The organism is Leifsonia sp. 21MFCrub1.1 (genome assembly GCF_900107895.1).
Classification (GTDB): domain Bacteria; phylum Actinomycetota; class Actinomycetes; order Actinomycetales; family Microbacteriaceae; genus Leifsonia; species Leifsonia soli.
The window spans coordinates 496,884-520,637 of record NZ_LT629867.1 but is presented as its reverse complement, the minus strand read 5'-3'; the positions used below and the strand labels follow the sequence as shown (position 1 = coordinate 520,637).

At 68.2% G+C, this 23,754-nt stretch carries 22 protein-coding genes; 4 read left to right on the top strand and 18 right to left on the bottom strand.

What is annotated here, in order from left to right:
* Window positions 1–49: 49 nt before the first annotated feature.
* Window positions 50–1,447 (bottom strand): aminotransferase class V-fold PLP-dependent enzyme, encoded by a 1,398-nt coding sequence (locus BLW09_RS02335; protein ID WP_089907940.1) that lies wholly within the window; start codon window positions 1,445–1,447, stop codon window positions 50–52.
* Window positions 1,448–1,569: 122 nt separating this feature from the next.
* On the opposite strand from BLW09_RS02335, the gene BLW09_RS02330 reads away from it, so the two are divergent.
* Window positions 1,570–2,445 carry a phosphotransferase gene (locus BLW09_RS02330; RefSeq protein WP_089907936.1) on the top strand — a complete coding sequence of 292 codons (876 nt, stop codon included), beginning with the start codon at window positions 1,570–1,572 and terminating at the stop codon, window positions 2,443–2,445.
* 57 nt (window positions 2,446–2,502) lie between these two features.
* Here the strand turns inward: BLW09_RS02330 and BLW09_RS02325 are convergent, their stop codons facing one another.
* The 4 genes from BLW09_RS02325 to BLW09_RS02310 form a co-directional block, all read right to left on the bottom strand.
* Window positions 2,503–3,282, bottom strand: coding sequence for a TRIC cation channel family protein (locus tag BLW09_RS02325; RefSeq protein ID WP_089907933.1), 780 nt, complete (start codon window positions 3,280–3,282; stop codon window positions 2,503–2,505).
* Window positions 3,283–3,380: 98 nt separating this feature from the next.
* Window positions 3,381–3,713 (bottom strand): DUF7882 family protein, encoded by a 333-nt coding sequence (locus BLW09_RS02320; RefSeq protein ID WP_089907930.1) that lies wholly within the window; start codon window positions 3,711–3,713, stop codon window positions 3,381–3,383.
* An 81-nt stretch (window positions 3,714–3,794) separates the two neighbouring features.
* Window positions 3,795–4,886, bottom strand: coding sequence for a fatty acid desaturase family protein (locus BLW09_RS02315; RefSeq protein WP_089907927.1), 1,092 nt, complete (start codon window positions 4,884–4,886; stop codon window positions 3,795–3,797).
* 164 nt (window positions 4,887–5,050) lie between these two features.
* Window positions 5,051–5,257 carry a cold-shock protein gene (locus BLW09_RS02310; RefSeq protein WP_018192289.1) on the bottom strand — a complete coding sequence of 69 codons (207 nt, stop codon included), beginning with the start codon at window positions 5,255–5,257 and terminating at the stop codon, window positions 5,051–5,053.
* A 440-nt stretch (window positions 5,258–5,697) separates the two neighbouring features.
* On the opposite strand from BLW09_RS02310, the gene BLW09_RS02305 reads away from it, so the two are divergent.
* Window positions 5,698–6,951 (top strand): hypothetical protein, encoded by a 1,254-nt coding sequence (locus tag BLW09_RS02305; RefSeq protein ID WP_089907923.1) that lies wholly within the window; start codon window positions 5,698–5,700, stop codon window positions 6,949–6,951.
* 126 nt (window positions 6,952–7,077) lie between these two features.
* Here BLW09_RS02305 and BLW09_RS02300 read toward each other — a convergent pair whose 3' ends face one another.
* The 10 genes from BLW09_RS02300 to essB all read right to left on the bottom strand — a co-directional run bounded on the left by BLW09_RS02300 (window position 7,078) and on the right by essB (window position 19,288).
* Window positions 7,078–8,448 (bottom strand): NAD-dependent succinate-semialdehyde dehydrogenase, encoded by a 1,371-nt coding sequence (locus tag BLW09_RS02300; RefSeq protein ID WP_089907919.1) that lies wholly within the window; start codon window positions 8,446–8,448, stop codon window positions 7,078–7,080.
* Window positions 8,449–8,582: 134 nt separating this feature from the next.
* Complete coding sequence (locus BLW09_RS02295; RefSeq protein WP_231947005.1) at window positions 8,583–9,158, bottom strand: hypothetical protein; 576 nt, start codon at window positions 9,156–9,158, stop codon at window positions 8,583–8,585.
* Between the two features lie 89 nt (window positions 9,159–9,247).
* Window positions 9,248–9,823 (bottom strand): hypothetical protein, encoded by a 576-nt coding sequence (locus BLW09_RS02290; RefSeq protein ID WP_231947003.1) that lies wholly within the window; start codon window positions 9,821–9,823, stop codon window positions 9,248–9,250.
* A 73-nt stretch (window positions 9,824–9,896) separates the two neighbouring features.
* Window positions 9,897–10,463 carry a hypothetical protein gene (locus BLW09_RS02285; protein ID WP_231947002.1) on the bottom strand — a complete coding sequence of 189 codons (567 nt, stop codon included), beginning with the start codon at window positions 10,461–10,463 and terminating at the stop codon, window positions 9,897–9,899.
* A complete protein-coding gene (locus BLW09_RS02280) occupies window positions 10,460–12,454 on the bottom strand; it encodes an alpha/beta hydrolase (RefSeq protein WP_231947200.1) in 1,995 nt (664 codons plus the stop codon). Before BLW09_RS02280 ends, BLW09_RS02285 begins: the two co-directional genes overlap by 4 nt.
* Entirely contained in the window at window positions 12,451–12,807 is a 357-nt protein-coding gene (locus BLW09_RS02275; RefSeq protein ID WP_089916541.1) for a hypothetical protein, read from the bottom strand. Before BLW09_RS02275 ends, BLW09_RS02280 begins: the two co-directional genes overlap by 4 nt.
* Window positions 12,804–13,070 (bottom strand): hypothetical protein, encoded by a 267-nt coding sequence (locus tag BLW09_RS02270; protein WP_089907910.1) that lies wholly within the window; start codon window positions 13,068–13,070, stop codon window positions 12,804–12,806. The genes BLW09_RS02275 and BLW09_RS02270 overlap by 4 nt, the downstream gene beginning before the upstream one ends.
* Before the next feature lie 160 nt (window positions 13,071–13,230).
* The gene (locus tag BLW09_RS02265; protein ID WP_231947000.1) at window positions 13,231–13,686 is read right to left on the bottom strand and encodes a DUF4176 domain-containing protein; all 456 of its coding nucleotides are present in this window, start codon (window positions 13,684–13,686) and stop codon (window positions 13,231–13,233) included.
* 2 nt (window positions 13,687–13,688) lie between these two features.
* Entirely contained in the window at window positions 13,689–18,158 is a 4,470-nt protein-coding gene (gene essC, locus BLW09_RS02260) for a type VII secretion protein EssC (protein ID WP_231946999.1), read from the bottom strand.
* Entirely contained in the window at window positions 18,155–19,288 is a 1,134-nt protein-coding gene (gene essB / locus BLW09_RS02255) for a type VII secretion protein EssB (protein ID WP_089907904.1), read from the bottom strand. Before essB ends, essC begins: the two co-directional genes overlap by 4 nt.
* Window positions 19,289–19,390: 102 nt before the next feature.
* Between essB and BLW09_RS02250 the strand changes: the two genes are divergently transcribed.
* Entirely contained in the window at window positions 19,391–22,207 is a 2,817-nt protein-coding gene (locus BLW09_RS02250; protein ID WP_089907900.1) for a hypothetical protein, read from the top strand.
* Window positions 22,208–22,249: 42 nt separating this feature from the next.
* Here BLW09_RS02250 and BLW09_RS02245 read toward each other — a convergent pair whose 3' ends face one another.
* From BLW09_RS02245 to BLW09_RS02235, 3 genes are read right to left on the bottom strand one after another with little or no spacing between them, the layout of a single operon-like run.
* Window positions 22,250–22,516, bottom strand: a complete 267-nt coding sequence (locus tag BLW09_RS02245; protein ID WP_089907897.1) for an EsaB/YukD family protein — start codon at window positions 22,514–22,516, stop codon at window positions 22,250–22,252.
* Window positions 22,509–23,000, bottom strand: a complete 492-nt coding sequence (locus tag BLW09_RS02240; protein ID WP_157696890.1) for a hypothetical protein — start codon at window positions 22,998–23,000, stop codon at window positions 22,509–22,511. Before BLW09_RS02240 ends, BLW09_RS02245 begins: the two co-directional genes overlap by 8 nt.
* 31 nt (window positions 23,001–23,031) lie before the next feature.
* Window positions 23,032–23,322 carry a WXG100 family type VII secretion target gene (locus tag BLW09_RS02235; RefSeq protein WP_089907891.1) on the bottom strand — a complete coding sequence of 97 codons (291 nt, stop codon included), beginning with the start codon at window positions 23,320–23,322 and terminating at the stop codon, window positions 23,032–23,034.
* A gap of 188 nt (window positions 23,323–23,510) precedes the next feature.
* Here BLW09_RS02235 and BLW09_RS02230 point away from each other — a divergent pair, with 188 nt between their 5' ends.
* Complete coding sequence (locus tag BLW09_RS02230; protein ID WP_089907888.1) at window positions 23,511–23,696, top strand: hypothetical protein; 186 nt, start codon at window positions 23,511–23,513, stop codon at window positions 23,694–23,696.
* Window positions 23,697–23,754: the final 58 nt, after the last annotated feature.

Below are 23,754 nucleotides of genomic sequence, written 5' to 3'. Positions count from 1 at the left end.
AGACCCCGTGCCACCCGGCACGGGGTCTTTCGTCGTGTGCTGTGGGCGCTCACTCCATCGTGTCGAGGATGCCCACCAGGTTCTCGAAGGTGGTGAGCGGGTTCAGGATGGCGAACCGCGTGTTCGGGCGGCCGGCGTGCGAGCTCGGTGTGACGAATGCGCGCTGCTCCTCCAGCAGACGTGCCGACCAGAGGGAGTAGTCCTCCTTGGTCCAGCCGTCGCGCTCGAACACCACGACCGAGAGCTGCGGCTGCCGCACCAGGCGGAAGCCGTCACGGCGCTCGATCTCCTCGGCCACCCGCTCGGCCAGCCGGATGGATGCGGTCACCGCGTCCCGGTAGGCCGCCGCTCCGTGCGAGGCCAGCGAGAACCAGAACGGCAGCCCGCGGGCACGGCGGGTGAGGTGCGCGGCGTAGTCGGAGGGGCTCCACTCCGTCGTCTCGGTCAGGGTGTCCAGGTACTCGGCGTGCTGCGTGTGAGCGCGCCGCCCTGCCTCCGGGTCACGGTAGATGAGCGCGCACGCGTCGAAGGGCGCGAACAGCCACTTGTGCGGGTCGACGATCACCGAGTCCGCCTGCTCCACCCCGGCGAAACGATCGCGCGCCAGCGGGGACAGCATCCCGGCGAGGCCGTACGCGCCGTCGACGTGCAGCCAGAACGAGAAGTCGGACTTCAGGGCGGCGATCGACGCGATGTCGTCGACGATGCCGAAGTTAGTCGAGCCCCCGGTGGCCACCACCGCGAACACCGCGTCCCCGTACTCCTCGAGCGCAGGGCGCACCGCATCCCCGGTCAGCACGCCGCTCTCCCCCGGTGAGACCGCGACGACGTCGACGTCCATCACACGCGCGGCGGACGAGACGGACGAGTGCGCCTCGGAGCTGCAGACGATCACCCAGCGGCCGGCCGGGTTGCCGCGCTCGGTGCGGGCCGCGTCCCGTGCCGCGACGAGGGCGGAGAGGTTGCCGAGCGTCCCGCCCTGCACGAAGACGCCGCCGGCCGTCGCGGGCAGCCCGAACTCGGCCGCCAGCCAGGCCAGCACCTGGTTCTCGGCGTAGACCGCGCCGGATCCCTCCAGCCAGGATCCGCCGTAGACCGCGCTGGCCGAGACGACGAGGTCGAACGCCGTCGCCGCCTTCGTCGGGGCCGTGGGGATGAACGACAGGTAGCTCGGGTGGTCGGTGGTGATGCAGGCGGGCGCGAGCACGTGCTCGAACAGCGCGAGGGCGCGCTCGGCACCGATGCCGCTCTCCGAGACGGTCTGGCCGGCCAGACGGCGCAGCTCGTACTCCGGCAGCGGCTTGTCGAGCGGGGTGTCCTCGCTGAGGATGCGCCGACGGGAGTAGTCGAGCACCAGGTCGACGAGCTCACGGGTCTCCGGCGTCACCGCGTGCATGCGGTCGTGGGGCTGAGCGGACTGCTGAGTCATGAAACCTCCGGTGGCCATGCTTTCACAAAGAACCCGCATGAGTTTGGCGATGAACGCAACGTCCGTGCGCTTCGCTCTCGTTGACGACGATATCCCGCGTGCCGGCTCGCCGAGACGGGCGGACTGCTACGGTCGAGCGGGTGAGTGACACGCCCGCCGCCGACATCCCCACCGACGCGCAGCTCGTCGCCCGGCTGCTCGCGGAGCAGCATCCCGATCTCGACGGCGAACTCCGGCTCGTCAGCGACGGGTGGGACAACCAGTTGTACCGGCTCGGCGACCGGCTCGCGGTCCGCGTCCCACGGCGTGAGGCCGCCGCGCACCTCATCGAGCACGAGCAGCTCATGCTCCCCGGGATCGCGGAGCGGGTGAGCGTCCGCGTGCCGGTCCCGGTTCGCGTCGGCGTCCCGTCCGCGTCCTTTCCGTGGCCGTGGAGCGTCGTGGAGTGGTTCGAGGGCATCGACGGCGCCTCCGTCGGCGCCGCCGGCCGCGTCGGCCTGGCCGAGCCGCTCGCCCGCTTCATCGGAGAGCTCGCCGTGCCGGCACTCGAAGCGCCGCGCAACCCGGTCCGCGGCGTCCCGCTCGCCTCCCGCCGGGAGGTCGTGGCCACGCGCCTGCGCTCCCTGTCGGGTCGTATGGAGGTGGCCGACCTCGAGCAGGCCTGGCGCGAGGCGCTCGACGCTCCCGCCTGGGACGGGCCTCCCCTGCTGCTCCACGGCGACCTGCACCCCGGGAACCTGCTGCTCGGCCCGGACGGCGAGCTGACGGCCGTCGTGGACTTCGGCGACGTCACCTCCGGCGATCCCGCGACGGACCTCGCCACCGCGTGGCTGACCTTCGACCGGGAGGCGCGCGAGCGGTTCCGCCGGGCGCTCCCGACCACCCCGGACGCGGCGACCTGGGCGCGGGCGCGCGGCTGGGCGGTGGCGATGGCGTCCGCTCTGGCCACCGCCTCCGACGACAACCCGCGCATGGCCGCGCTCGCCCGGCACGCGCTCGCCCAGATCCCGGAGTGAGCACGGCTCCCCGAGTGAGCACGGCTCCCGGAGTGAGCGCCGAGTGGGTGCTCCGGATCAGCCGGCAGGCTCATCGTCGACCGTGAGCCCGAGCATCCTGAGCTCCTCCTGCGATCGACCCGACAGCTTTCGTCCGAGCAGCGGACGCCGGTCCGGGTGGACCTTGAGGCCCTTCGGCCCGCGCGCGAGCGGCTCCTCCCATCCCCGATAGAGTGCCAGCACCCGGAACGTGAACCCGACCAGGAACGCGGCCGCGACGCTCAGCCAGTACGGGACGCCCACCTCCGAGAGCACGATCCAGACGAGGCCGGTGCCGACCGCCGTGGCGACGAACCACTCCCCGCGCACGAACTGCTTGGGGGTGACGCCACTGGTCACGTCGATCAGGTAGCGGCCGGCGGTCGGCGCGATCACGGCGATCGCGAGCGCACCGACGATCGGGTAGCCCGCCTCCGTGGCCTTCTGCGCGCCGATGATGGCGTACCACGGCAGCGAGAACGAGGTCATGAACTGGAAGAGGCCCTCGCGGAACAGCTGGCCTTGCGCGTAGGCGAGCAGGTAGCCGACCACGCCGGCGGTGACGCTGAAGACGAGGTAGGCCGGGTTGACGAAGGCGGACGGCGTCTCGCCGAGGATCACATCCCGGGTGACACCGCCGGCGATCCCGCCGATGACCGCCATCAGCACGATGCCGACGAAGGTGTAGTTGCGGAAGTGGTCGGGCCGTCGGGCGAGCAGCGCGCCGTTCAGGGCGTTGGTGGTCGCCGCGATCAGGTCGATGAGCGTCCCGCCGCCGTACAGCGACCACGTGCCGAAAGAGAGCTCCGTCGGATGCATCCTCGTCCCCTGCCCGCGGCACCGAATGGCCGCAGGCACACGGTAGCGACGCGGGACGGTCGAGCGAGAGACAGCAATCCCCCGAGGCGTGGCCGGGGCTACAGCCCTCGCTCGTGCGTGGACCCGACGACCGGCTGGCCGTCCTCGTCCACCGCGATCAGGCCGGAGGAGCTCGCGGCGGCCGCCGCGAGGCGCTCGACCCAGTCGCGGTCGAGGGCGGGCGGCCGCGAACCGCTGAACCGGAAGCGCAGGGGGATGGACGGGTCGATCCACACGGTCGAGCGGCCGTCGCCGTTCTCGGGGGTCTCACGCCAGCTCAGCGCGAACGACTCCTTGCGGCGCAGCTTCGACACGATCACCACTTCGAGATGGGCGAGCACGCGATCCTCGAACGTGATCATCGTGCTGCTGTCGTACATCATGTATCCCATCGGGCACCTCCAGCCAACACCGTACGCCACGACGCCCGGCTGATGGACGCGCGATGCCCGACGGCACACCGCGCCGTGCGGTCAGGCCCGGCGGTACGCGCCTGCGGCAGGGCAGTCGAACGGGTCGCGGGCCGAGAGGCCGACGCGGTTCAGGTACTGGATGACGATCGTGTACGACCGGACGAGCGACGTCTCGGTGTACGGCACCTCGTTCGCCGCGCAGTGGGCGATGGTGAGCTCGCGAGCGCGCGCCAGGTGCGGGCGGGGCATGCTCGGGAAGAGGTGGTGCTCGACCTGGTGGTTGAGCCCGCCCATGAGGATGTTCATCCACCAGCCGCCGCGGATGTTGCGGGAGGTGCGCACCTGCTTGTCGAGGAAGCTGACGCGCGAGCCCTCGGGCAGCTGCGGCATGCCCTTGTGGTTGGGGGCGAACGAGGCGCCCATGTAGAGGCCGAAGACGGCGAGCTGCACGCCGAGGAACGCGAAGGCGACCCCGACCGGCATCAGCAGGAAGACGGCGCTCAGGTAGATGCCGAAGCGGATGAAGATGGCGGAGAGCTCACGGCCACGGCCCGGGACGGGCGCCTTGCCGAAGAGGGTCCGCAGGGACGTGAAGTGAAGGTTGACACCCTCGAGCAGCAGCAGCGGGAAGAAGAGGTAGCCCTGACGGCGCGTCACCGCGCGCAGGATGCCGGTGGCCCTGGCGGCGTCCGCCTCGGTGAACGAGATGGTGTCGCGGGCGATGTCGGGGTCTTTCCCGATGGTGTTGGGGTTGGCGTGGTGACGCGTGTGCTTCGTCATCCACCAGTGGTAGCTCATGCCGACCATCCAGGTGGCGAGGAACCGCCCGGCGCGGTCGTTGGCCGGGCCGGATTCGAACACCTGACGGTGCGAGGCCTCATGCGCGACGAAGGCGAGCTGGGTGAAGATGATGCCGAGTGCTCCGGCGATCAGCAGGACGAACCACGAGTCGCCCAGGAGGACGATCCCGGCGAACGCTCCGGCGAGAGCGAGGATGAGGACCGCGAACGTGGTGATGTAGAAGCCCCGGCGACGCTCGAGGAGACCCTCGCCGCGAACCTCCGTGAGGAGTTCGCTGTATGTGCTGGTCACTGACGGCCGGCCGGAACGGGGCTTGGTGGTCCGGATCGGACCGAGAAGGGTTGCGGTCACGCGTGACCTCCGCTGTGTCAGACGACTTCCCAGCCGAGGTGTTGGACGTTTCGCCCTAGATTCTCGAAGCATATGCGCCGTTCCTGGGCGCCAGCACCGAGATATGCCCGAAGGGGCTTGGGATCGATGCGGGGCCGGAGAACCGGCCCCGCATCGAGGACCGGTCAGACCGGTCGGATGTTGGATGCCTGGAGGCCCTTGGGGCCGCGGGTCACCTCGTACTCGACCTTCTGATTCTCGGCCAGGTTGCGGAACTCGCCCTGCGACGCGATCTCGCTGAAGTGGGCGAAGACGTCGGCCGTGCCGTCATCCGGGGCGATGAACCCGTAGCCCTTCTCCGTGCTGAACCATTTGACGGTACCTGTGGCCATCGTTTCTTCCTTCTTATTTGGTGTTGGGGACCATGACGGTCCCATTCGCCGCGCAGAGAGCGCGGACGGCTGAGAGAGCCACGACGGAGTAGACCGGTCGCGGCGATTCGACGGAGAGGGAGTGGCCCTCGCCGGAGAGGTGAACGGCTGATGCAGCCGGACGGAGGGTGAGATACTTTTCCTTTTTCGCGGCCGTGGCCGCGGGTACACATGCGCACACTCTCGCGGAGAGGTGCGCTCAATCGGCCCGGTGCGAGACGTCGTCGGCTGACCGGGTTCCCGCAAGACTACAGGACATCGGGCCGGAGTGCGCCAATCCCCCTATTCCGGTCAACGGCGGACTGGATAGTCGGCGGGAAACTGATATTCTTGAAAAGTTTCTGATCGATGCCCATGTCTGAAGCGGCATCCGATCGTCATCACATCATCGAGGGGGAATATTGAGCGACCCGACTGTGCCCGCGGACGACAACGACAAGGCTGCCGAGGGGGCACCGACAGCGCCTGAGCCGACGGCAGCGGAGCAGCCCGCGCCGCCCGCATCCGAGCAGCCCGCGTCGGAGCAGCCCGCACCGCCCGCACCGGAGCAGCCCGCACCGCCCGCACCGGAGCAGCCTGTACCGCCGGTTGCGCCGGAGCAGCAGCCCGCGTACGCCGGGGCGCCCGGCCCGCAGCAGCCGTACGCCGGCCAGCCGAATCCGTACGCACCGCCGGCGGGCGAGAAGAAGAAGCCGGCCGTCCCGCACTGGGTCTGGTGGGTCATCGGCGGCGCCGTCGCCTTCGCCGCCGTCGCGATCGTGGCGATCGTCGTGATCGCGAACCTTCTCGGCGGCGGCGGCGCGAAGGCCGTCGCGCAGGACTACCTGAACGACATCGCCAAGGGGAACGCGTCCGCCGCCAACAAGCTGGCGCGCGTCGACGCCTCCGAGGGGGAGAACTTCCTGCTCACCAACGCCGTTCTCGGCAAGGCGCAGCACATCACGGCGCCCGTCGTGAGCCGCACGCTGTCGAGCCGCAGCTCGGATCTCACCCAGGCGAGCGTGACCTACAAGCTCGCCGGCAAGACGTACCGGGGAACGATCGAGCTCGACAAGGACGACAAGGGCTGGTACGTCAGCCGCGGGCTGACCTACAACCTGCCGTTCGTCTCCTCGAGCATCCCGGGCTACTCGGTGCCCGGGGCCGAGCACTCGCTGACGTCGAAGGACTCCGAGGTCGTCGCCTACCCGGGCGTGTACAGCATCCAGGCGCCGAACAAGTATTACGAGCTGGCCGGCTCCCCGAAGCTGACCGTCGCCGCCGACTCCTACCAGGTGAAGGACCTCAAGCTGACCCCGTCGCAGGCCTACCTCGACGAGGTGCAGAAGCAGGTCGACGCCCACTACGCGGAGTGCGCCACCAAGACGGCGTACTACGACGTGGAGGACTGCGGCATCGACCTCAGCTACCCGAGCAACATGTCCGTGTCGAAGTCCACGGTCGCTGTGACGGTCGACGAGTCGCCGAAGGTCGAGATCAGCGACGATGCGGACTCGTACTACCAGTTCAAGATCGGCCCGGGGAAGTTCTCGGCTGTGATGACGGGCTCCGACTACAGCGGGAACCCCGCGAGCGAGAACCTCACCGGCCAGGCCGGTTACATCAGCGCCGACATCAAGATCGACGACGACAAGGTCGTGGTCACCTTCAACTGACCACGGACGATGAAGGGCCGGGCGTCTCGGACGCCCGGCCCTTTCTCGTTGGCTCTCGCCAGTCGCCTCACCGACCTCGGCGGCAGGCTCCTTCGGTGCGCGGTGGCGTGTCGCTCCGCGCCGCCCTCAGCTCCACTGGGCGCGGATCAGCTTCTTGTTGACGAACTCGTCGGCGCCGAACCGGCCCAGCTCGCGGCCGGACCCCGAGCGCTTCACGCCGCCGAAGGGCAGCTCGGCCCCGTCGGCGAGGACCACGTTGACGAACACCATCCCGGCCTCGATGCGGTCGGCGACGCGCGACGCCTGCTCCTTGTCGGTCGTGTAGAGGTAGGAGCCGAGGCCGAACGGGGTGTCGTTGGCGATGCGCACGGCGTCGTCCTCGTCCTTCGCGCGGTAGACCTGCGCGACCGGGCCGAAGAACTCCTCCTTGGAGGCCGGATTGTCCGGCGTCACGTCGGTGAGCACCGTCGTCTCGAAGAAGGCACCGTTGCGGCCTCCGCCGCGCACCAGCTTGGCGCCGTTGTCGACGGCGCGCTTCACCTGCTCGTCGAGGTTCTCCGCCGCCTTCAGCGACGACAGCGGGCCGAGGGCCGAGTCCTCGCTGGTCGGGTCGCTCGCCTCGACCTCGGAGAGCTTCGCGGTGAACTTCTCCAGGAACGGCTCGTAGAGCTCGTCGATGACGACGAACCGCTTCGCGGCGTTGCAGGACTGGCCGCTGTTGTCGAGGCGCGCGTCCACCGCGTTCTGCACCGCGGCATCCAGGTCGTCGGTCGAGAGCAGGATGAACGGGTCGGACCCGCCCAGCTCCAGCACGACCTTCTTGAGGTTGCGTCCGGCGATCTCGGCGACCTTCGCGCCGGCCCGCTCGGATCCGGTGAGCGAGACGCCCTGCACGCGCGGGTCTGCGATGACCGTCTCGATCTGCGCGTGGCTCGCGTAGATGTTGACGTACGCACCCTCGGGGAACCCGGCGTCGAGGAAGATCTGCTGGATGGCGGCGGCCGACTCCGGGCACTGCTCCGCGTGCTTCAGCAGGATGGTGTTGCCGATGACGAGGTTCGGTCCGGCGAAGCGGGCCACCTGGTAGTACGGGAAGTTCCACGGCATGATCCCGAGGAGCACGCCGAGCGGCGAGCGGCGGACCACGGCAGACCCGTCTCCGTCGAGCAGCTGGATCGGCTCGTCCTTCAGGAACTCGTCCGCGTGGTCCGCGTAGTACTCGTAGATGGCGCCGGCGAAGTCGACCTCACCCAGCGCCTGCTCGACCGGCTTCCCCATCTCGAGCACGATGATGTCGGCGAGCTGCTGCCGACGCTCGACGTGGAGTTCGCCGACGCGGCGGATCAGCGCTGCGCGCTCCTGCACGGTCGTCGACCGCGACCAGGTGCGGAACGTGGTGTCGGCGGCGGCGATCGCCGCCTCCAGGTCGGCGTCGCTGATGGTGTCGAAGGTCTTGACCGTCTCGCCGGTGGCGGGATTGGTCACGGCGTAGCTCATGGCGCTCCTCTTCTTCGCTGAAACGGGTCTGGCCCATCATGACAATACGGCTTCCGAATGGCCTGTGACCCGCCACATCGTCCACGCGCGAGGACGCAGGTCGACACGGCGTACAGCGGGTCTGGACGTACCGGTCACCAGTTCTTCGGCAGCACCGGGTCGTCCGGGTCGATCGGGGCACACCGGCTGTTGCCGTCGAAGTCGGCATAGTTCTCCCCGATCGTGAATACGATCCCGAAGCCGTCCTCGCGTTCCCCCGTCAGGTAGGGCGGGTACGACACGACCTTTCGGGGCGGGTAGATGTGGTTGTCCTCGACGACCTTCGTCGGGAACCCATAGTCCGTCCACAACTTCGCCACCCGCTCCGCCGTCTCCTCCGCACTGAACTTCGTCGGACCCTTGTACTGATTGAAAATGCCCCAGCTCTCCGACTCGGTGCCATCGGCATAGTCACCACACCCGTAGCCCCACCCCATCTCTGGTGCGTTCGGCCACGTATCGGCGACTAGAGCGGTCGCCTCGTCGTACAGGCGCTGGATCTCCAGTTGAACGGCTGCTCGATCGGCTCTATCTTGGTCTTCCACCTGCTGTATCTCCTTCGCGGTCTTCGGCTGTTGCGCGCACCCGACCAGAGTCCCCACGGCCACCAGCGCAGCCAGCGCCACCACGCGCATCACCATGCGATGGCAACGGGCGGTCGTGGGGATCATCGGTGCCCCCCGGGCGGCGTCGGGGACGGTAGCGGCTCCGGGTGCGGCACCCCCTATCCCTTCTAGCGACGCGCCGAGCGAAACACCCATCACCAGTTCTCGGGCCGCCGCGGGTCGTCCGGGTCGACCGGAGCACACCGGCTGTTCCCAACGAAGTCGGCGTAGTTCTCGCCGATCGTGAACTCGATCCCGAAACCGTCCTCGCGAACTCCCGTCAGATACGGCGGATAGGACACCACCTTCCGCGGCGGGTAGATGCGGTTGTCCTCCACCACCTTCGTCGGGAACCCATAGTCCGTCCACATCTTCGCCACCCGCTCCGCCGTCTCCTCCGGACTGGACTTCGTCGGACCCTTGTACTGATTGAAAATGTTCCAACTCTCCGACTCAGTGCCATCGGCATAGTCACCACACCCATAGCCCCACTCCATCTCTGGTGCGTTCGGCCAGGTGTCGGCGACCAACGCGGTGGCCTCGTCATAGAGACGCTGGATCTCGTGTTCGACCGCGGCACGGTCGGCTCTGTCGCTGTCTTCCACCTGTTGGATCTCCTTCACGGTCTTCGGCTGCGGCGCACACCCGACCAAAACCCCCACCGCCAGCAGCGCAGCCAGCGCCACCACGCGCATCACCATGCGATGGCAACGGGCGGTCGTGGGGGTCATCGGCGCCCTCCGGACGGCGTCGGGGAGAGCGGTTCCTTCTCACGGCCCGGCAAAGCGCCGAACAGACCACCGCTCACCAGTTCTTCGGCAGGACCGGGTCGTCCGGGTCGATCGGGGCACACCGGCTGTTGCCGTCGAAGTCGGCGTAGTTCTCCCCGATCGTGAATACGATCCCGAAGCCGTCCTCGCGAACTCCCGTCAGATAGGGCGGGTAGGACACCACCTTCCGCGGCGGGTAGATGCGGTTGTCCTCGACCACCTTTGTCGGGAACCCATAGTCCGTCCACATCTTCGCCACGCGCTCCGCCGTCTCCTCCGGACTGGACTTGGTGGGACCGAAGTACTGGTTGAAGATGCTCCAGGTCTCCGATGGGGTGCCGTCGGCATAGTCACCACACCCGGTCTGCCAGCTCTTGTCAGGCACCGTCGGCCAAGTGTCGGCCACCAGGACCGTCGCCTCGTCATAAAGACGCTGGATTTCGTGTTCGACCGCGGCACGGTCGGCTCTGTCGCTGTCTTCCACCTGCTGGATCTCCTTCGCAGTCTTCGGCTGTGGCACGCACCCGCTCAGCGCCCCTACGACAAGCAGGGCAGCCACGGTGGCACCACGCAGCACAGCGCGGCTGAGCGCGGCGGTCATCGTGCCCCCAACGGAGTAGGGCTCGGGAGCGGTTGCGGGTTCGGCAGGGTCGCGCGGTCCTGCGGGGCACCGCCGGCAGGGATCTCCTGCCCGCGCCCCATCGTCGCCATCGCCGTCGCGTACTGAGCCGAGGTGAGGTTGTCGAGGTAGCTGTAGGAATCAGGATCCCTAGGATCGTTGCCGAAAGGACCGTGCTTCGTGATCCCCTTGAGCTCAACACCGTCGAGAGTGGTGCTCTCGGCTGTGAACGTGTGGGCGCCGAACCCGGGACTGGTGGGGTCGGTGCGCCCGGAGAGGAGCCGCCCGGTGGCGGCCCACTCATCCCGGACGCCCTCGGCCGCATACACTTCCCCGGCTGGCACGTGCAACGCGGCCGCCGACGGGATACTCCCGGCGACACCCGCAGACCCGAGAAGCACCACGTGTCCTGCCGATACGCTTGCCTTCGTGAGGGCGAGGGTGGCGACGTTGGTTCCGTAGGAGTGGGCCACGACCGAGAGCCCGGCCGCGTTCGCCGGCCAGTCCTTCACAGCGGTCAACCCGCGGAGGGTGCTCGCCAAGCGTTCCGCCCCTGCCTTGGCGAGGTCGTTCCGGATGACTCCCAACACATCCAGACTGCCGGGCGGCTCGTAGTCCAGCCAGGACAACACCGCGATCTTGTCGCGGGGGACACCTGATGCTTTCGACTGCTGCTTCCGCATGTTCTCGGCGGCGTTGCCGTATTGTCCGATGTCGTTGGCCGTGGTCCCCATCCCGGGCACCACGACACTGATGTGGTCGGCGGTTTCGAGCAGCCCGGTGCTGATGGCCACCTTCGTACGCTCGCCCGGCTGGTACACGTACAGCTCGCGCGGCGGGGTTCCCGTCGGCCCCTTCCCATAGGCCTTGTCGATCCGGGACAGCGTCTCGGTCAGCTGCTGCGCGGCGGCGAGGCGACTCAGCGCGAGCTGGCGAATCCCGTCGATCGAGGATGTGAGTCCCGGGTCCGCCTTGGCATCGCTCAGGCGCTTCTTCGCGTCCTTGAGGTCGGCGACCAGGCACGTGCGGTTGGCGTCGGACCGCACCCGCGGCGGGACGCCGTCGAGGTTGCCGATCAAGCGCGGAACCGCCTTCGCCCATTCGGTCCGCTGTTTCGCGTCGAGCTTCTTCCACCACGCGGCCGTCTTCTCCGGCGCCGGCGGGTTGTCCCAGAACCGCTGCAGCAGCTCCGGGTGCGCCGCCAGCACCGTCTTCATCTGCGACGGGGACAGATCCTTCAACAGCGATGACAGCTCCTCGGGCGTCGCGGATGTCCAGTCCTTCGACGACAGCGCCGACAGGTAACCGAGAAGCCTCCTCCTGGCCGCCAGCCCCGCTCCGGCACCCACGCCGCTGATCGTGAAGCCGCCCGTGCCGTCGAGCTGGTGCAGGAGGGCGACGGTGTCGCCGATGGCGGACGCGAGCCTCGCGGTGCTGTCCCGGAACAGACCCCGGGTCGCGGAGGCGAAAGCGTGCAGTGCGGTCAGCCGCTCCTCGATCTCGCGAATGTCCTTCTCAAGCTGACCGAGCACCAGCTCCAGCTGACGGCTCTTCACCTCCATCGCATCGCTCCATCCGGGCACCGCGATCGGCAACGTCGCCGCCCGGTCGGTGATCTCGATCAAGCGCTCGGTCGCGTCGCGTTGGTTCGTGGCCGCGGTGAGCTGCGTGGTGAGTTCGGCCTCTTTCAGCACGCCGTACCGGCTGACCTTCGAGTCCTCCCAGATGTACCTGTCGAGGTCTCCCCGAATGGCATCGATCTCCCTCACCGCCGCGGCGATGCAGGGTGCGATGATCTCGGCGAACAACGCGCCGACCGCGGAATAGCCCTTTCCCGACAGCTCTCCGGTATTCAGTCCGGCGAGCAGACGGTCGGACGCTGTCTCCATCGTGTCCAGCACGGATGAAGCGGCCGCGAGATTCGCCGACAGCGCGGCCTTCACGCTGTTCGAGTCGTCCGAGCGGTAGATCATGCCCACGGTGCACCCGCTTTCTCGCGTCTCAGGCGTTCCGACTCCGCCTCCGCGGCCGAACGGATCACCCGGGCGGCCTCTTCTACGAACTCCGATTGCTCCTGGGCGAGTTGTCCGACATAGCGATCGAGCTCGCGATGCGCCGCCAGGCGTTTCTGCACGTCGGGGAGATCAACGCCCAGAGCGACGCCGGCGTCTTCGAACACGAGAGCGTTCTGCCGGATCAGCTGCCGATACTCGTCCCAGTGCTCGTCCACCCGGCTCACCGCCGCCACGTCGTCTGCCATCGCGGCTTCGTGAGCCCTGATCTTCTGCTCCACCTCGATCTGGTGCGGACTCGGGTCCGGCGTCACGCTTCGCCCCACCCTGTTGCGTCTCGCCTGTCGCGACTCTCGATCTCGGCGGCCAGCACAGTCACGTTGCCGCCCTGCCTTCTCACCAGGGACGCCAGGTCGGAGATGCTCGTGAGAACGGCGTTCGCGATGCGCGCTCCGTCGTGCATGCTCGTGACCGTGCTCGATCCGACGATCGCGTGCTGCCCTCTCGCGCTCGTCTCGATGTCAGCGAACGAGGAGACGGCCGCGTGCGCGGCACCGATGTTCGACGCGACCTTCACGAGACCTCCTCTCCGTGATGCTCCGGGACCGGCCCGCGAAGGTCGACGACTCGCCGCTGGGCCTTGCCGAGAAATTCTGCATCGACCGCATCAGTGTAGCAATGATGAACACCAGTATGAATGTCAGTGGCCGGAATCGATGATGCCCCCGACGAGACCGTCACGACACACCGTTACGGCCGGTCGGGTGAACCAAGGCACGGAGTTCGTGGAACGGATCCGCGCGAGACCGTGCCGCTGCGTCACTCTCCTCGACGGCCGAGGCCTCGGGAATGGTCGTGAGCCCTTCGGCGAAGTGACGGGCGCGCGTCATCGGACGTCGGCCGTTCTCCATCTGATCCAAGAGATCTGCGAGAAATCCGGCATCGGCGGCATCGGTGTAGCCGTGATGAACGACGCTCTGGATGTCAGTGGCCAGAACAGGGAAGGTCTCCCGGTCGGGTGCCTCCCCGTACGGATGCGGACCCACCAGATACTTGGGCACGACCTCGTTCCTGGCGTTGTCCGGCCGGAATGCTCCTCGCGCGAGCACCACGTGCAGACCCGTTCCGGTGTCGTCGCCCAATCGGACGATGGAGCCCAAACCGAGGAACTCCTGTGTCATCTCGAGGGTCATCGTCACCCTTCCCCGCGCTGCGCGGTCGGGATGACCACCTGGAACAGTTCGTCATCGGTGAGCGAATACAACACGTTCTTGCCAAGCGACTGCTTTCGCACCGCGAGAGGCAGATTCTCGACGAACCGCTGCGTGGCCAGGTCGCCGCCGAAGAGGATCTGGTCCACGCTCTCCTTCAGGGGCGCTATCAGGGAGAAGCTCCCACTCACCTTCGAGACGTGGTCCAACAGGATCAACTGGACGGTGTCGCTGCCGGTGCCGAGAAGCTCTCTGACCTGATCGGGCGAGAGCATGAGCCTGTCCAGGACATCGATCGCACCGCTGAGTACGATGCACCGACGCTTCTGTGTTCCGTGCTCCACCAGATCCGTGATGGCTCTCTTCACCGCCTCGGCATGCCTTCTCACTTCGGCCTTGCCGACATAGAGACACTCCGTGGCGGAGAGAAGCGGCTTCAGCGCGTCATGGGTGTCGAGGATCACGAGGTCTGAGGGATCGACAGCATTCACGAGACTGTCGATCACGAATGGGTAGATCAGGGCGGCCTGCTTGGCGGTCCCCGGGAAGACAGCCAAGCTCTTGCCCTCGAACAGCCCGAAGCTCTCCGGCTCGGCCGTGCTCTTGTTCAGCCCCAAGAAGAGCGTGTCCCGCGAGGCTCGCTCCGAGACCGTCCCGAACGCCTCCACCGTCAACTCCGCCGGCACCATCGGGATCCGCTCCGGCCGGACACCCGTCCATGCCGCGTCGATCGCGCCGACCTCGCGCTCGAGGGCGTCCAGCACCGCCGCGTCGTCGGCGCCCTCGCACGGCAGGAAGAACTGGATCGCGGTGGGGGTCTCCCGCTGCAGCTGGCCGCGGCCGAGGATCTCGCTCTGCACGACGCGGTCGCGGCCGAACAGCGTCGCGACCTCGTTCTCGTCGTTCAGGTAGAGCGCGATCGCGTTCGGGATGGTGCTGCTCATGTTCATCCGGATCGAGTTGGCCCGATTCGCGGTGAGCACCAGGTAGACGCCCAACGCCGCGCCCTCCCGGAGCACCTGGAGGAGCTGCGTGTCGATGGCCTCCTTGCGCTTGTCCTGCGCCAGCGCGTCGTACCTGTCGACCACGTTCAGGATGGTCGGGAGCGACTCGCCCGTCTTGACCTCGTACTGGGCCCGGGTCGCGACCCCGGCCGAGCGCAGGCGACGCCTGCGGCCGGCGAGCTCGGCGGCGATCCGGTCCATCGCCTTCTGCAGCTTCTCCTCTTCCTCCAGCGTCACGATGTCCGCGACGTGCGGGAGCGGCGCCAGCGGGAGCAATCCGTTGGTGCCGAAATCCAGCAACAGGAACTGCATCTGCTCCGGAGTCTTCTGCCGCGCCAGGTTCAGCACCATCGTCTGCAGCAGCGTCGACGCACCGTAACCCGGGCTGCCGAAGACCGCGGTGTGCCCGGCATCGTCGAGCGCGAACCGGTAGATCTCCTGCGCCTGCCGGCCCGGGATGTCGAGCAGACCGAGCGGGATGCCCGGGCCGGCACCGACCGGCGGGGTCGCGATCCGGCTCCCGAGCGGAGGCAGCCACGGTCTGTCCGGGAGCACGGCGGCGGCCTCCCGCGCGACCCCGGCGATGTGGTCGACCACCGCCTCGAGCTCGCTCACCGTCTCGGCGCGGGACTCCACGGCCGCCTCGTCGCCCGAAAGGTCCTGCGTCCACAGGTCGTATTGGCCGAAGCCGTTGATCAGGTAGATGCGCTCGTCCACCGTCTCCACGTCGGTCCTGTCCGGCTCGTAGGCCGCCCCCGACCACGCCGACTGGAAGAGTTCGTAGATCTCGTTGTTCCCGACCTGGAGGTAGGCGCGGCCCGGCTCGACGATGCTCGCCGCGTCCGGTGTCTTGATGATCTCGTTCGAATCGGAGGCGTCGGCGACCTTGAGAGCGAGCTTGAAGCGGCTGTTCGACCAGATCTGGTCGTTGACCACCCCGCTCGGCTTCTGGGTCGCCAGGATGAGGTGCACCCCGAGTGAGCGGCCGATGCGGGCGGTCGACACCAGCTCGTCCATGAACTCCGGCTGGTTGGCCTTCAGCTCTGCGAACTCGTCGGAGACCAGGAACAGGTGCGCGAGCGGCTTCGTGGGGTACGCGCGGCCGTCTGCACGCACTCCCCCGGCCTTCCCCTGCTTGTAGAGCCGGGTGTAGCCGTTGATGTGGTTCACCTCGAACTGCGCGAAGAGCCGCTGACGCTTCTGGAGTTCCGCCCGGATCGATGCGAGAGCCCTGGCGGACGCGGCGCCGTCGAGGTTCGTGATCGAGCCGAGGAGGTGCGGGAGGCCGGCGAGCAGGTTCGCCATGCCGCCGCCCTTGAAGTCGATGGGGAGGAACCCGACGTCCTCCGGTGCGAAGTTCACCGCCAGCGACAGCAGGAACGACTGGACGATCTCCGACTTGCCCGAACCCGTGGTGCCGGCGACCAGCCCGTGCGGGCCGTGTGCACGCTCGTGCAGGTTGAGTTCGACGATGTCGTCCTTCCCCCGGAGCCCGAGCGGCACCGCGAGGGTCTTCGAGGTGTCCGCGGCCGCCCAGCGCTCCCCCACGCCGAGGTCGCCGACGTCCGTCACGCCGTACAGCTCGAGGAAGGTGACGGCGGTGGGCACGGCGTTCTTCTGCACCTCGACGTGCCGGAGGTTGGAGAGCCGACGAAGCGCACGCTCCAGTCCGTCCGGCGTCTCATACGGCACGAACTCCCGGTCGACGTAGTCCCCCTCGTCATTGACGAGCGTCCCGGCGCTCCGGTTCGCGTAGTCGACCAGGGCGGTCACCGTCTCCGGAAGGAGCTTTCGGTCCTCCGTGCCCCAGATGACGGTCACGCCGAGCTCGCTCAGGTCTTCTGCCAGGTACTCGTTGATCCCGTGTCCGCTGAGGTGCGAGCCATCGAGCACAGTGAACACGTAGTGCGGGAAGAACGCCGGCGTCTCCCGGCCCGCCTGCCGAAGGGACTGCCTCCGCTGCGCGAGGATCTGGGCGAAGCTGTTCAGGACCAGGTCGCGGGTCCTCGCGTCGTGAACGAGCCCGCGGATGTTCAGGCCGTGAAGCGTGACGTGGGGGAGGAACCGCCACCGCCGCCAGTCCGCGCGATAGGACTCCTCGGAGACCAGCGCGATCAGGTTCACCTCGCGGTAGGAGTGGAAGACCGCGGCCTGGAACAGCAGATTCTGCACCGCGGCGGTCACCGTGTCGCCGGACCCGACCAGGCCCACGGTCTGGGCCCGCAGGTTCACCGGCACCGGCACTCCCCGCTGCGTGGCGAACCGTTCGGCCAGCGCGATGACCCGCCGGGCGTCCTCCCCGTCGTCGCGTTCGTCCACGTCGGCCGTGACCGCGACCGCGGAGGGGGCGTCGCCCGTGCCGAGGGAGACCCGCAGGAAGTCTTTGTTGTGCGGCAGCCTCTCGTAGATGCGCGGGTCGTATCGATCGGCCAGCTCCACCAGCGCTGCCGGACTCGGCGCCGCGTAGTCGAGCACCTCCCGCTCCCGCGACGCGTTCCGAGAGAGCGAGGCCGCGACGTTCAGCAGGTAGCGCTCGTACTCGTCGCGCCTCGCCCCGTCGCGCTTGCGACGCTCGCGCCGCTCGCCGATGAACTGGGACAGGGTGAAGCTCGCGGTCAGGAGGCTCAGGATGCCCATCCCCATCATGAGCAGCGGGTTGCGGCCGGAGACCACGCTCGTCACGACGCCCACCGCGACCATGCCGAGCGGCGGGAGGAGCGCTTTCAGGATGCTGTTCTTGTCCGGCTTCTCCGGCGGGTCGATCTTCCGGATGCGGACGGTGCCCGACGGCGGCTCCATCGTGATCCGGGGACTCCGGCGGTAGTCGGGGAAGTCGGGCGGGAACTCCGCCGCCTGCTCCTGGAGGAGGAAAGCCGCTTGGTCGAACTCGACCCGATCCGCGAAGGAGGTCAGCCTCCACTGATCCGGGCGCTTCTCGAGCAGGTACTCCGACGTCAGGACGGCGTCGCCGACACTCGCCCGCCGCACGGCGCCGGCCGCGGGGACGCGTCGGGCGCCGAAATACATCAGGTCGTCGGCGGGCACGAGGGTGAGCTCGTCGCCACGGACCACGACGGTACCGGCGTTCTTCACTCGGGCACCCGCCGAGCCGCTGTCCCCGATCAGGAAGGACGCCCCGCGGTCGAAGACGAGATGCCTGGTCGTGGCGCTGCGCGCATCCACCACCAGGAGGCGGCGGCCGTCGATCTCCGTGACTCCCGCCGGGACGGTACCGCCGTTGACGAACAGCCGGTCGCCGACCACACCGAGCATCAGGTCGTCGCAGACGGCGGACGGACGGTCGGTCGTGAGCGTGATCCGGCCGAACTCCTCGTCGAGCAGGTACACCGTGAAGAGCACGGTCCGCGGGTCGAACCGGTCGTCGACCGGACGCAGCTCGTCATCTTCCTCGACGTCCTCACCGAACGGCGCGTTCGTCACAACGCTCACGGAGTGCTGCCCAGCTCTGCGCTCAGCTCTGCGATCTTCTTGGCGTACTCCGCAAGCAGCTTCTGCTTCTGCGCACCGTCCATCGCGGTGTTGAGCTTCGTGGCCTGGTAGAGGTCGGTGTACGCGAGGAGGGTGAGCTGGTCGTCGCCGACGTTCTGGGCGAGGTTCAGCGCCCGTTCGAGATCGCCCCGCTCCAGGGAGATCCAGTAGTCGAGGGTGTTGTCGTCGGTCTTGGTCGAGATGTTGTTGAGGACCGCCTCCTTCTGAGCGGCGGACAGGTCGGCGAGCTTGACCGAGCTCACAGCGAGGACATACCGCGCGGACTTCGGCAGCTCGGCGGCGGGGTAGTCCCTCAGGTCGGTCAGGGCCTGGCCGTAGTCGCCCACCACGAAGCTGGACTGGGCCGCGATGACGGCCTCGTGCTTCGGGATCGCGACGGCGTACGACGACCAGGTGAACCCCGCGAGGACGACGGCCGTGACGACAGCGGCCGCCCCCAGCATCGTCGTCACCCGGTACCGCCGCCGCGGGAGGCTCAGTGTCCGGCGCGCGGACTCGGCGGCCTCTGCTTCGGCCTCCGCGTCCACCAAGGCGACCACCTCGCCCACGGTCCCGCACGCGACGATCCGCTCACTGAGCGGGTCGCGGAGGGTCGAGGAGCCGTCCACGAGCTTCTCGTAGGGCAGCCGCGGATGGAGGACGCTCAGCACGAGGGCCTTGTAGCCGCGCAGGAAGAGGTCGTCGTCGAAACCCATCGGAGCGAGGATGCCGACAAGCCCGGAGTGGACGGACACCGCTCCCGCTCCGGTCAGTACGACGTTCTCCGGGTGCAGGAACGGCACCGCGAAGCGGTCCGCCGCGGTGCTCAGCGCAGCGAGCCGCTGCGCCGCCTGCAGCTTCGCGAGCCGGGTCTTCGCTTCGCTCGCGACCCGTCGCACGGTACGTGCGCCGGCAGGAACGGTGTAGCTGAGGGCGGCCTGATACTCCTCGGGGCAGTCGTCGGACACCGCGACATGCTGTCGCACGACATCGACCGCCGCCGTCCGGATCTGCGCACCGGTCAGCAAGACCGTCACCTGGTCGCCTGCGCGCTCGAACACCAGGCTGTCCCGCCCGTCGAAAAGTCTCATTCGCCACTCCTCAGGATTGGTCTGTATCCTAGTATAGGGACTGACATACTGCGCTCTGCATGGTTGTTCCAGGCGGTCTCCTCGCTCGATTCCGGAGGTACGGTGCTCAAGAAGATCCTGATCGGACTGGCGACGCTGGGCGTCGCCGGCCTCCTGATCGCCTCCTCCAGCTCGGTCGGTGCGCCCGGCACGAGCGCGGGCCGGAGCGCGCCCGCGATCGCGCTCGTCAACGAGGATGAGCCGGCATCCTTCAACGGCACCGAGTACCTGTTCGGCACGGAGTTCGTCGGTCTCGTCTCGAACGACAGCCGCTACAACTGGCAGGTGGTGTCGCGCGGAGTCGCCGAGAGAGCGTACTCCGACGGGGCGGTGAGCGCGGTCATCGTCCTGCCGCGGTCGTTCACCCACGACATCCTCACCCTGCAGGACATCGACCCCACCCGGGCCGTCATCGACTACCGCGTCTCCCCCGGCGACCAGCTGGCCCGGCAGCGCCTGCAGAACGAGGTCTCCACGATCCTGCACGACTTCAACACTCGGGTGGTGGAGATGTACTTCGCCAGCGTCGCCGCCAATATCTCTGCGGCCCAGGCCGGCATGGAATCGGTCGTCGGACGCTACTCCACGCTCGTCGGGACGCTGGGGAACGACGTCCGACCGCAGCTCACCACGACAAGCGAAGGCCACAAGCGGAGCGAGAGTCTCGCCCAGATCCTGCGCTCGATGAACTCGGCGTGGATCCAGGCGCAGAACGGCTTCACCACATCGACGACCGGCACGCTCACCTCGATCAGCGGGTCGCTCGCCGCCCGGCAGCCCGAGCTCTCGGACTACTTCTCGCTCCAGGAGCAGATCGCGAAGACGAACGTGCTCAACGGCAACACGGCGATCGGCGACCAGGCGACGTCGGACCGGGACTACTACGACCAGGCGTTCGCGGAGCACATCCGGGTGCTGCGATCCGGCGACGGGACCTGGTCGGGTCTCGACGGCCTGTCCTCGGCGGACGCCGGCGGCACACGGACCGGCGCCCTCGCCGAGCTGCAGAAGGCGGTGGCGGGGTACGACGCGCTCGCGGGCGCCTACAACGCGGATGTCGCAGAAATCGCCGGATCGCTCGAGCAGCAGAAGCAGGCCCTCGAGGCGTCCTCCACCCGACTGGCCGAGCTGACGACCCGCCTGTTCTTCGAGTACTTCGGCATCACGGTCGCCATCGACGGCGGGAACTACACGGGGATCGACCCTGCGACCCTCTCGACCGACGCACTCGCGCGGACGGCACTCGCCGAAAGAATCAGCAGGTCCTTCGCGGCGGAATCGTCGACCGCGAGCACCCGGGGTACGTACGAGCAGGAGATCGCAGCACTCGTCTCCCACATCTCCACCGACCAGGCCGCGTACACGCAACTGTTCGAAACGCTGGGGTCAGCCACCGACCTCGATCCGACACTGTACGAGAACCGGCTGGAGCTGATCGAGAGGTACGCATCCGCCAACGGCATCGCCGGCCCGGCGCTCACCGTCCTCCGGACCGCCCCGTCCGAGACCGAGCAGATCGTGACCAAGACCCTTCCCGTCACCGTCCCGGCGGGCCAGAGCGAGCAGGTGGAGATCCAGCTGCCGAACACACTTACGCCGTCGGATGTCACGGTGAGGGTCGCCTCGCCGAGCGCCTCGGAGCCGGGCGCCGACCGGACGACGATCGACCCGACGACGGACGTCGTCACCATCGACAACACGCAGAGGTCGGAGCCGGTCACCGTCGAGCTCGGCTACACCATCGACCTCCACGACCTCGAGGGGGACACGCTCCTGGAGTACACGGCGAAGGACACCGAGACCCGGCCCTCCCCCGAGGTCCGCAGCCTCGGAAGCGATCGCTACCTCCTCATGCCCGCGAGCGCCGCGGCCGGCGCTGTCGCCGCCGACTACCAGGCCACCACGTCGTACCTCTCCGACATCACGGCGGCGGCGAACCTCCTGCGTTTCCTCTACGGGGCGCCCGGCGAGAGCGAGACGGCCTTCGGCGCCGCCGTGCTCGCCGACGGGGAGTTCCGCGACCACAGCGCCGATTCGGTGTACAAGCGCTACGGGGTCGTCCCGGCCGCGACGATCGAGGATCGACTCGACGACCAGGACGTGTCGGATTACCGGGCCCTCGGAATCGACAACATCAACGCCGTCCTGAAACAACTCGGCACCGTGGCGACGGCGCGCGCGGCGATCGACCGGGACAGCACGCGCCTCTCGCAGCTGAACGTGACGCCGTCGTACTTCACCAGCGCGCTCCAGCAGCTCGAGGCCTGGTACGCGGCGGCTCGCACCAGCGTCGACGCCGCCCCGGATCTCTGGGCGCAGAAGTCGAACACCGTCATCCAGCTCACCACCACCGCATGGGACGGCCAGAAGCCCGGCCTGTCGGAGCTGTACCTCGACGAGAAGACAGGTCCGGCGCTCTACAAGACCCTCACCCAGCTCGTCGAGACGTCGAGTCGCAACGCGGAGGCCGTCGCCGCCAGCGCCCGCGCCATCGACGACAACTCGGCGCAGTTCGACGACCTCATCGCCGGGGTGCAGCGCACGCAGGCGGAGACGAACACGCTGCTCGGCACCATGGACGGCACCATCGCCGCCGATAACGACGGTGTCGCGCAGAGCAGTGCGTTCAGCAGCCGCTTCTCCACCGTGCTCGCCAACACCCGGGCGAGCGGCGCGGATCCGGCGAAGATCTACGAGACCTTCGCCAACCCGGTCGCGGTCAAAGACAGCACACCCGCTGCCAACGCCGACCGCGGAGAGGCGTTCGACTACCGGTGGATCGCGATCTTCCTGGCCGGGTCCTTGATCGGCGGCCTCGTCGCGGCGCTCGTGGCGCGGCGGAAGCGCAACCCGAGGAGATCGGAGAACGCCGGGCCGTGAGGGTTGCAGCGCGCAGTCATCGAACGCAGCGCGCTGCCCCCGTCAGTGGAGGCCGGCTGCCGCGGTGACGACCACTTCGAACACGTCGCCGTCGCCGACCGGGAAGTCGCCGATGACGTCGTGCTCACCGAGCGCGATCGGCTTGTCCTTGAGGCGCAGGCGCCACTCCGGGGGCATACGGATGCCGCGCTCGGTGAGCACGGCGTGGATGAGGTCGGACAGGCGCGCGAGGGTCACCGCGGTCGGAACCCGCAGGTCGAGCTGCTGCCCGGTGAACTCGAGGCTGATGTCGATGTGCCGGTCAGGCATGCCTGCTCGCTCTCCGTGACGACCGTCTGAGGCCGAGAAAGGCTGCGAGCCCCGCGAGGGGGGTGGCCGCCACGACGAGAACGACGAGCCAGACATCCGCACCCTGAGGTGCGCTGCGACGTTCGGCGCCAGGAATGGCCTGGTGGGAGTAGTCCTGAAACAGCCGTCCACGCGTTTCGGCGAACTGCTCGGTCGTCGCGGGGCCGGTCGTGCGGTCGAAGGCGAGCTTCTCGCCGGCGCGCGCCAGTGCGTCCTTCGACTGCTCCGCCTGACGGGCTCGGTCCTCCACTTCGGGGAGGAACAGCCGCCCCGTGACGGGGAAGTCCGCGTGTCCCCCCGCACTGATCCCTTCGTTGGAGATGACCTCCGGAATGAGGCGGAGGCTTCCATCGCCTGTGCCGCCGGCACCGGAGCCCGTGTCGGCGCCAGCGCCCGTGGCCGTGCAGGCGAACAGGCCGAGGCCCCCAGCGACGCTGAGGGCCACGGCCGCCGCCCGCATCCGACGGGGCGGACGCTCAGAAGCCGAAACTCTGCGCATCCTGGGCATCGCGCTCCGCAACCGTGTCCGCGTACGAGTTGAGCTGCGTGTGGATGCTCTCGAGGAGCTGCTCGAACTGCTGCACGTTCGTGTAGAGCTGGTCGTACTGGGTCAGGTAGGCCTCGAACGCCGCACCCTTCCACTCCTCGGCGATGGTGCTGTTCATGCTGTTGACCTTCTGAAGCGCGGACTCGATCTCATCCTTCGCAGCGAGATACACCTGCGCCTGACTCTTCAGCTGCTCGGGAGTGACACTGATAATCGCCATGATGGCACCTTTCCTCTGGAACTCATGTTCCGATGCAGAATATCAAGACACCACCGTGACCTCACGGCCGTCTGACCGCAATGAGAACGCACAGAGCTCCCGGGAGTGTCGCTTACTGCGCGAGGGTGAAGAGCACGTCGTCGCCGGGGCGGCCGGCACGACGTCGGCCTCGATCTCGGCGCGGCCGGATGCTGGTGGAGCGCGTCATCGGCCACCGGCGCCAGGCGATCGCGGACGTGCTGGCTGCGATGCCGCCCTCGGAGCGGGCCGCCGCCGCGCAGGCCTTCGGAGCCTTCGCGCGCGCCGCCATCGCCGACCCCGGCGACGACGGGCGCTTCACGCTGCTGCAGCCGGGAGGGCGGCTGCGGAGCTAGCCGTCCTTCCGAAGGGAATGCAACATCACTGACTCTCTATCGACGCGCACTCTTACTC

Bases quoted from the DNA above. Each gene is read 5' to 3' on its own strand.
- BLW09_RS02335 (WP_089907940.1), bottom strand. From the start codon at position 1,447: ATGGCCACCGGAGGTTTCATGACTCAGCAGTCCGCTCAGCCCCACGAC.
- BLW09_RS02325 (WP_089907933.1), bottom strand. From the start codon at position 3,282: ATGCATCCGACGGAGCTCTCTTTCGGCACGTGGTCGCTGTACGGCGGC.
- BLW09_RS02320 (WP_089907930.1), bottom strand. From the start codon at position 3,713: ATGGGATACATGATGTACGACAGCAGCACGATGATCACGTTCGAGGAT.
- BLW09_RS02310 (WP_018192289.1), bottom strand. From the start codon at position 5,257: ATGGCCACAGGTACCGTCAAATGGTTCAGCACGGAGAAGGGCTACGGG.
- BLW09_RS02300 (WP_089907919.1), bottom strand. From the start codon at position 8,448: ATGAGCTACGCCGTGACCAATCCCGCCACCGGCGAGACGGTCAAGACC.
- BLW09_RS02295 (WP_231947005.1), bottom strand. From the start codon at position 9,158: ATGATCCCCACGACCGCCCGTTGCCATCGCATGGTGATGCGCGTGGTG.
- BLW09_RS02290 (WP_231947003.1), bottom strand. From the start codon at position 9,823: ATGACCCCCACGACCGCCCGTTGCCATCGCATGGTGATGCGCGTGGTG.
- BLW09_RS02285 (WP_231947002.1), bottom strand. From the start codon at position 10,463: ATGACCGCCGCGCTCAGCCGCGCTGTGCTGCGTGGTGCCACCGTGGCT.
- BLW09_RS02280 (WP_231947200.1), bottom strand. From the start codon at position 12,454: ATGATCTACCGCTCGGACGACTCGAACAGCGTGAAGGCCGCGCTGTCG.
- BLW09_RS02265 (WP_231947000.1), bottom strand. From the start codon at position 13,686: ATGACCCTCGAGATGACACAGGAGTTCCTCGGTTTGGGCTCCATCGTC.
- essB (WP_089907904.1), bottom strand. From the start codon at position 19,288: ATGAGACTTTTCGACGGGCGGGACAGCCTGGTGTTCGAGCGCGCAGGC.
- BLW09_RS02245 (WP_089907897.1), bottom strand. From the start codon at position 22,516: ATGCCTGACCGGCACATCGACATCAGCCTCGAGTTCACCGGGCAGCAG.
- BLW09_RS02235 (WP_089907891.1), bottom strand. From the start codon at position 23,322: ATGGCGATTATCAGTGTCACTCCCGAGCAGCTGAAGAGTCAGGCGCAG.
- BLW09_RS02230 (WP_089907888.1), top strand. From the start codon at position 23,511: ATGCTGGTGGAGCGCGTCATCGGCCACCGGCGCCAGGCGATCGCGGAC.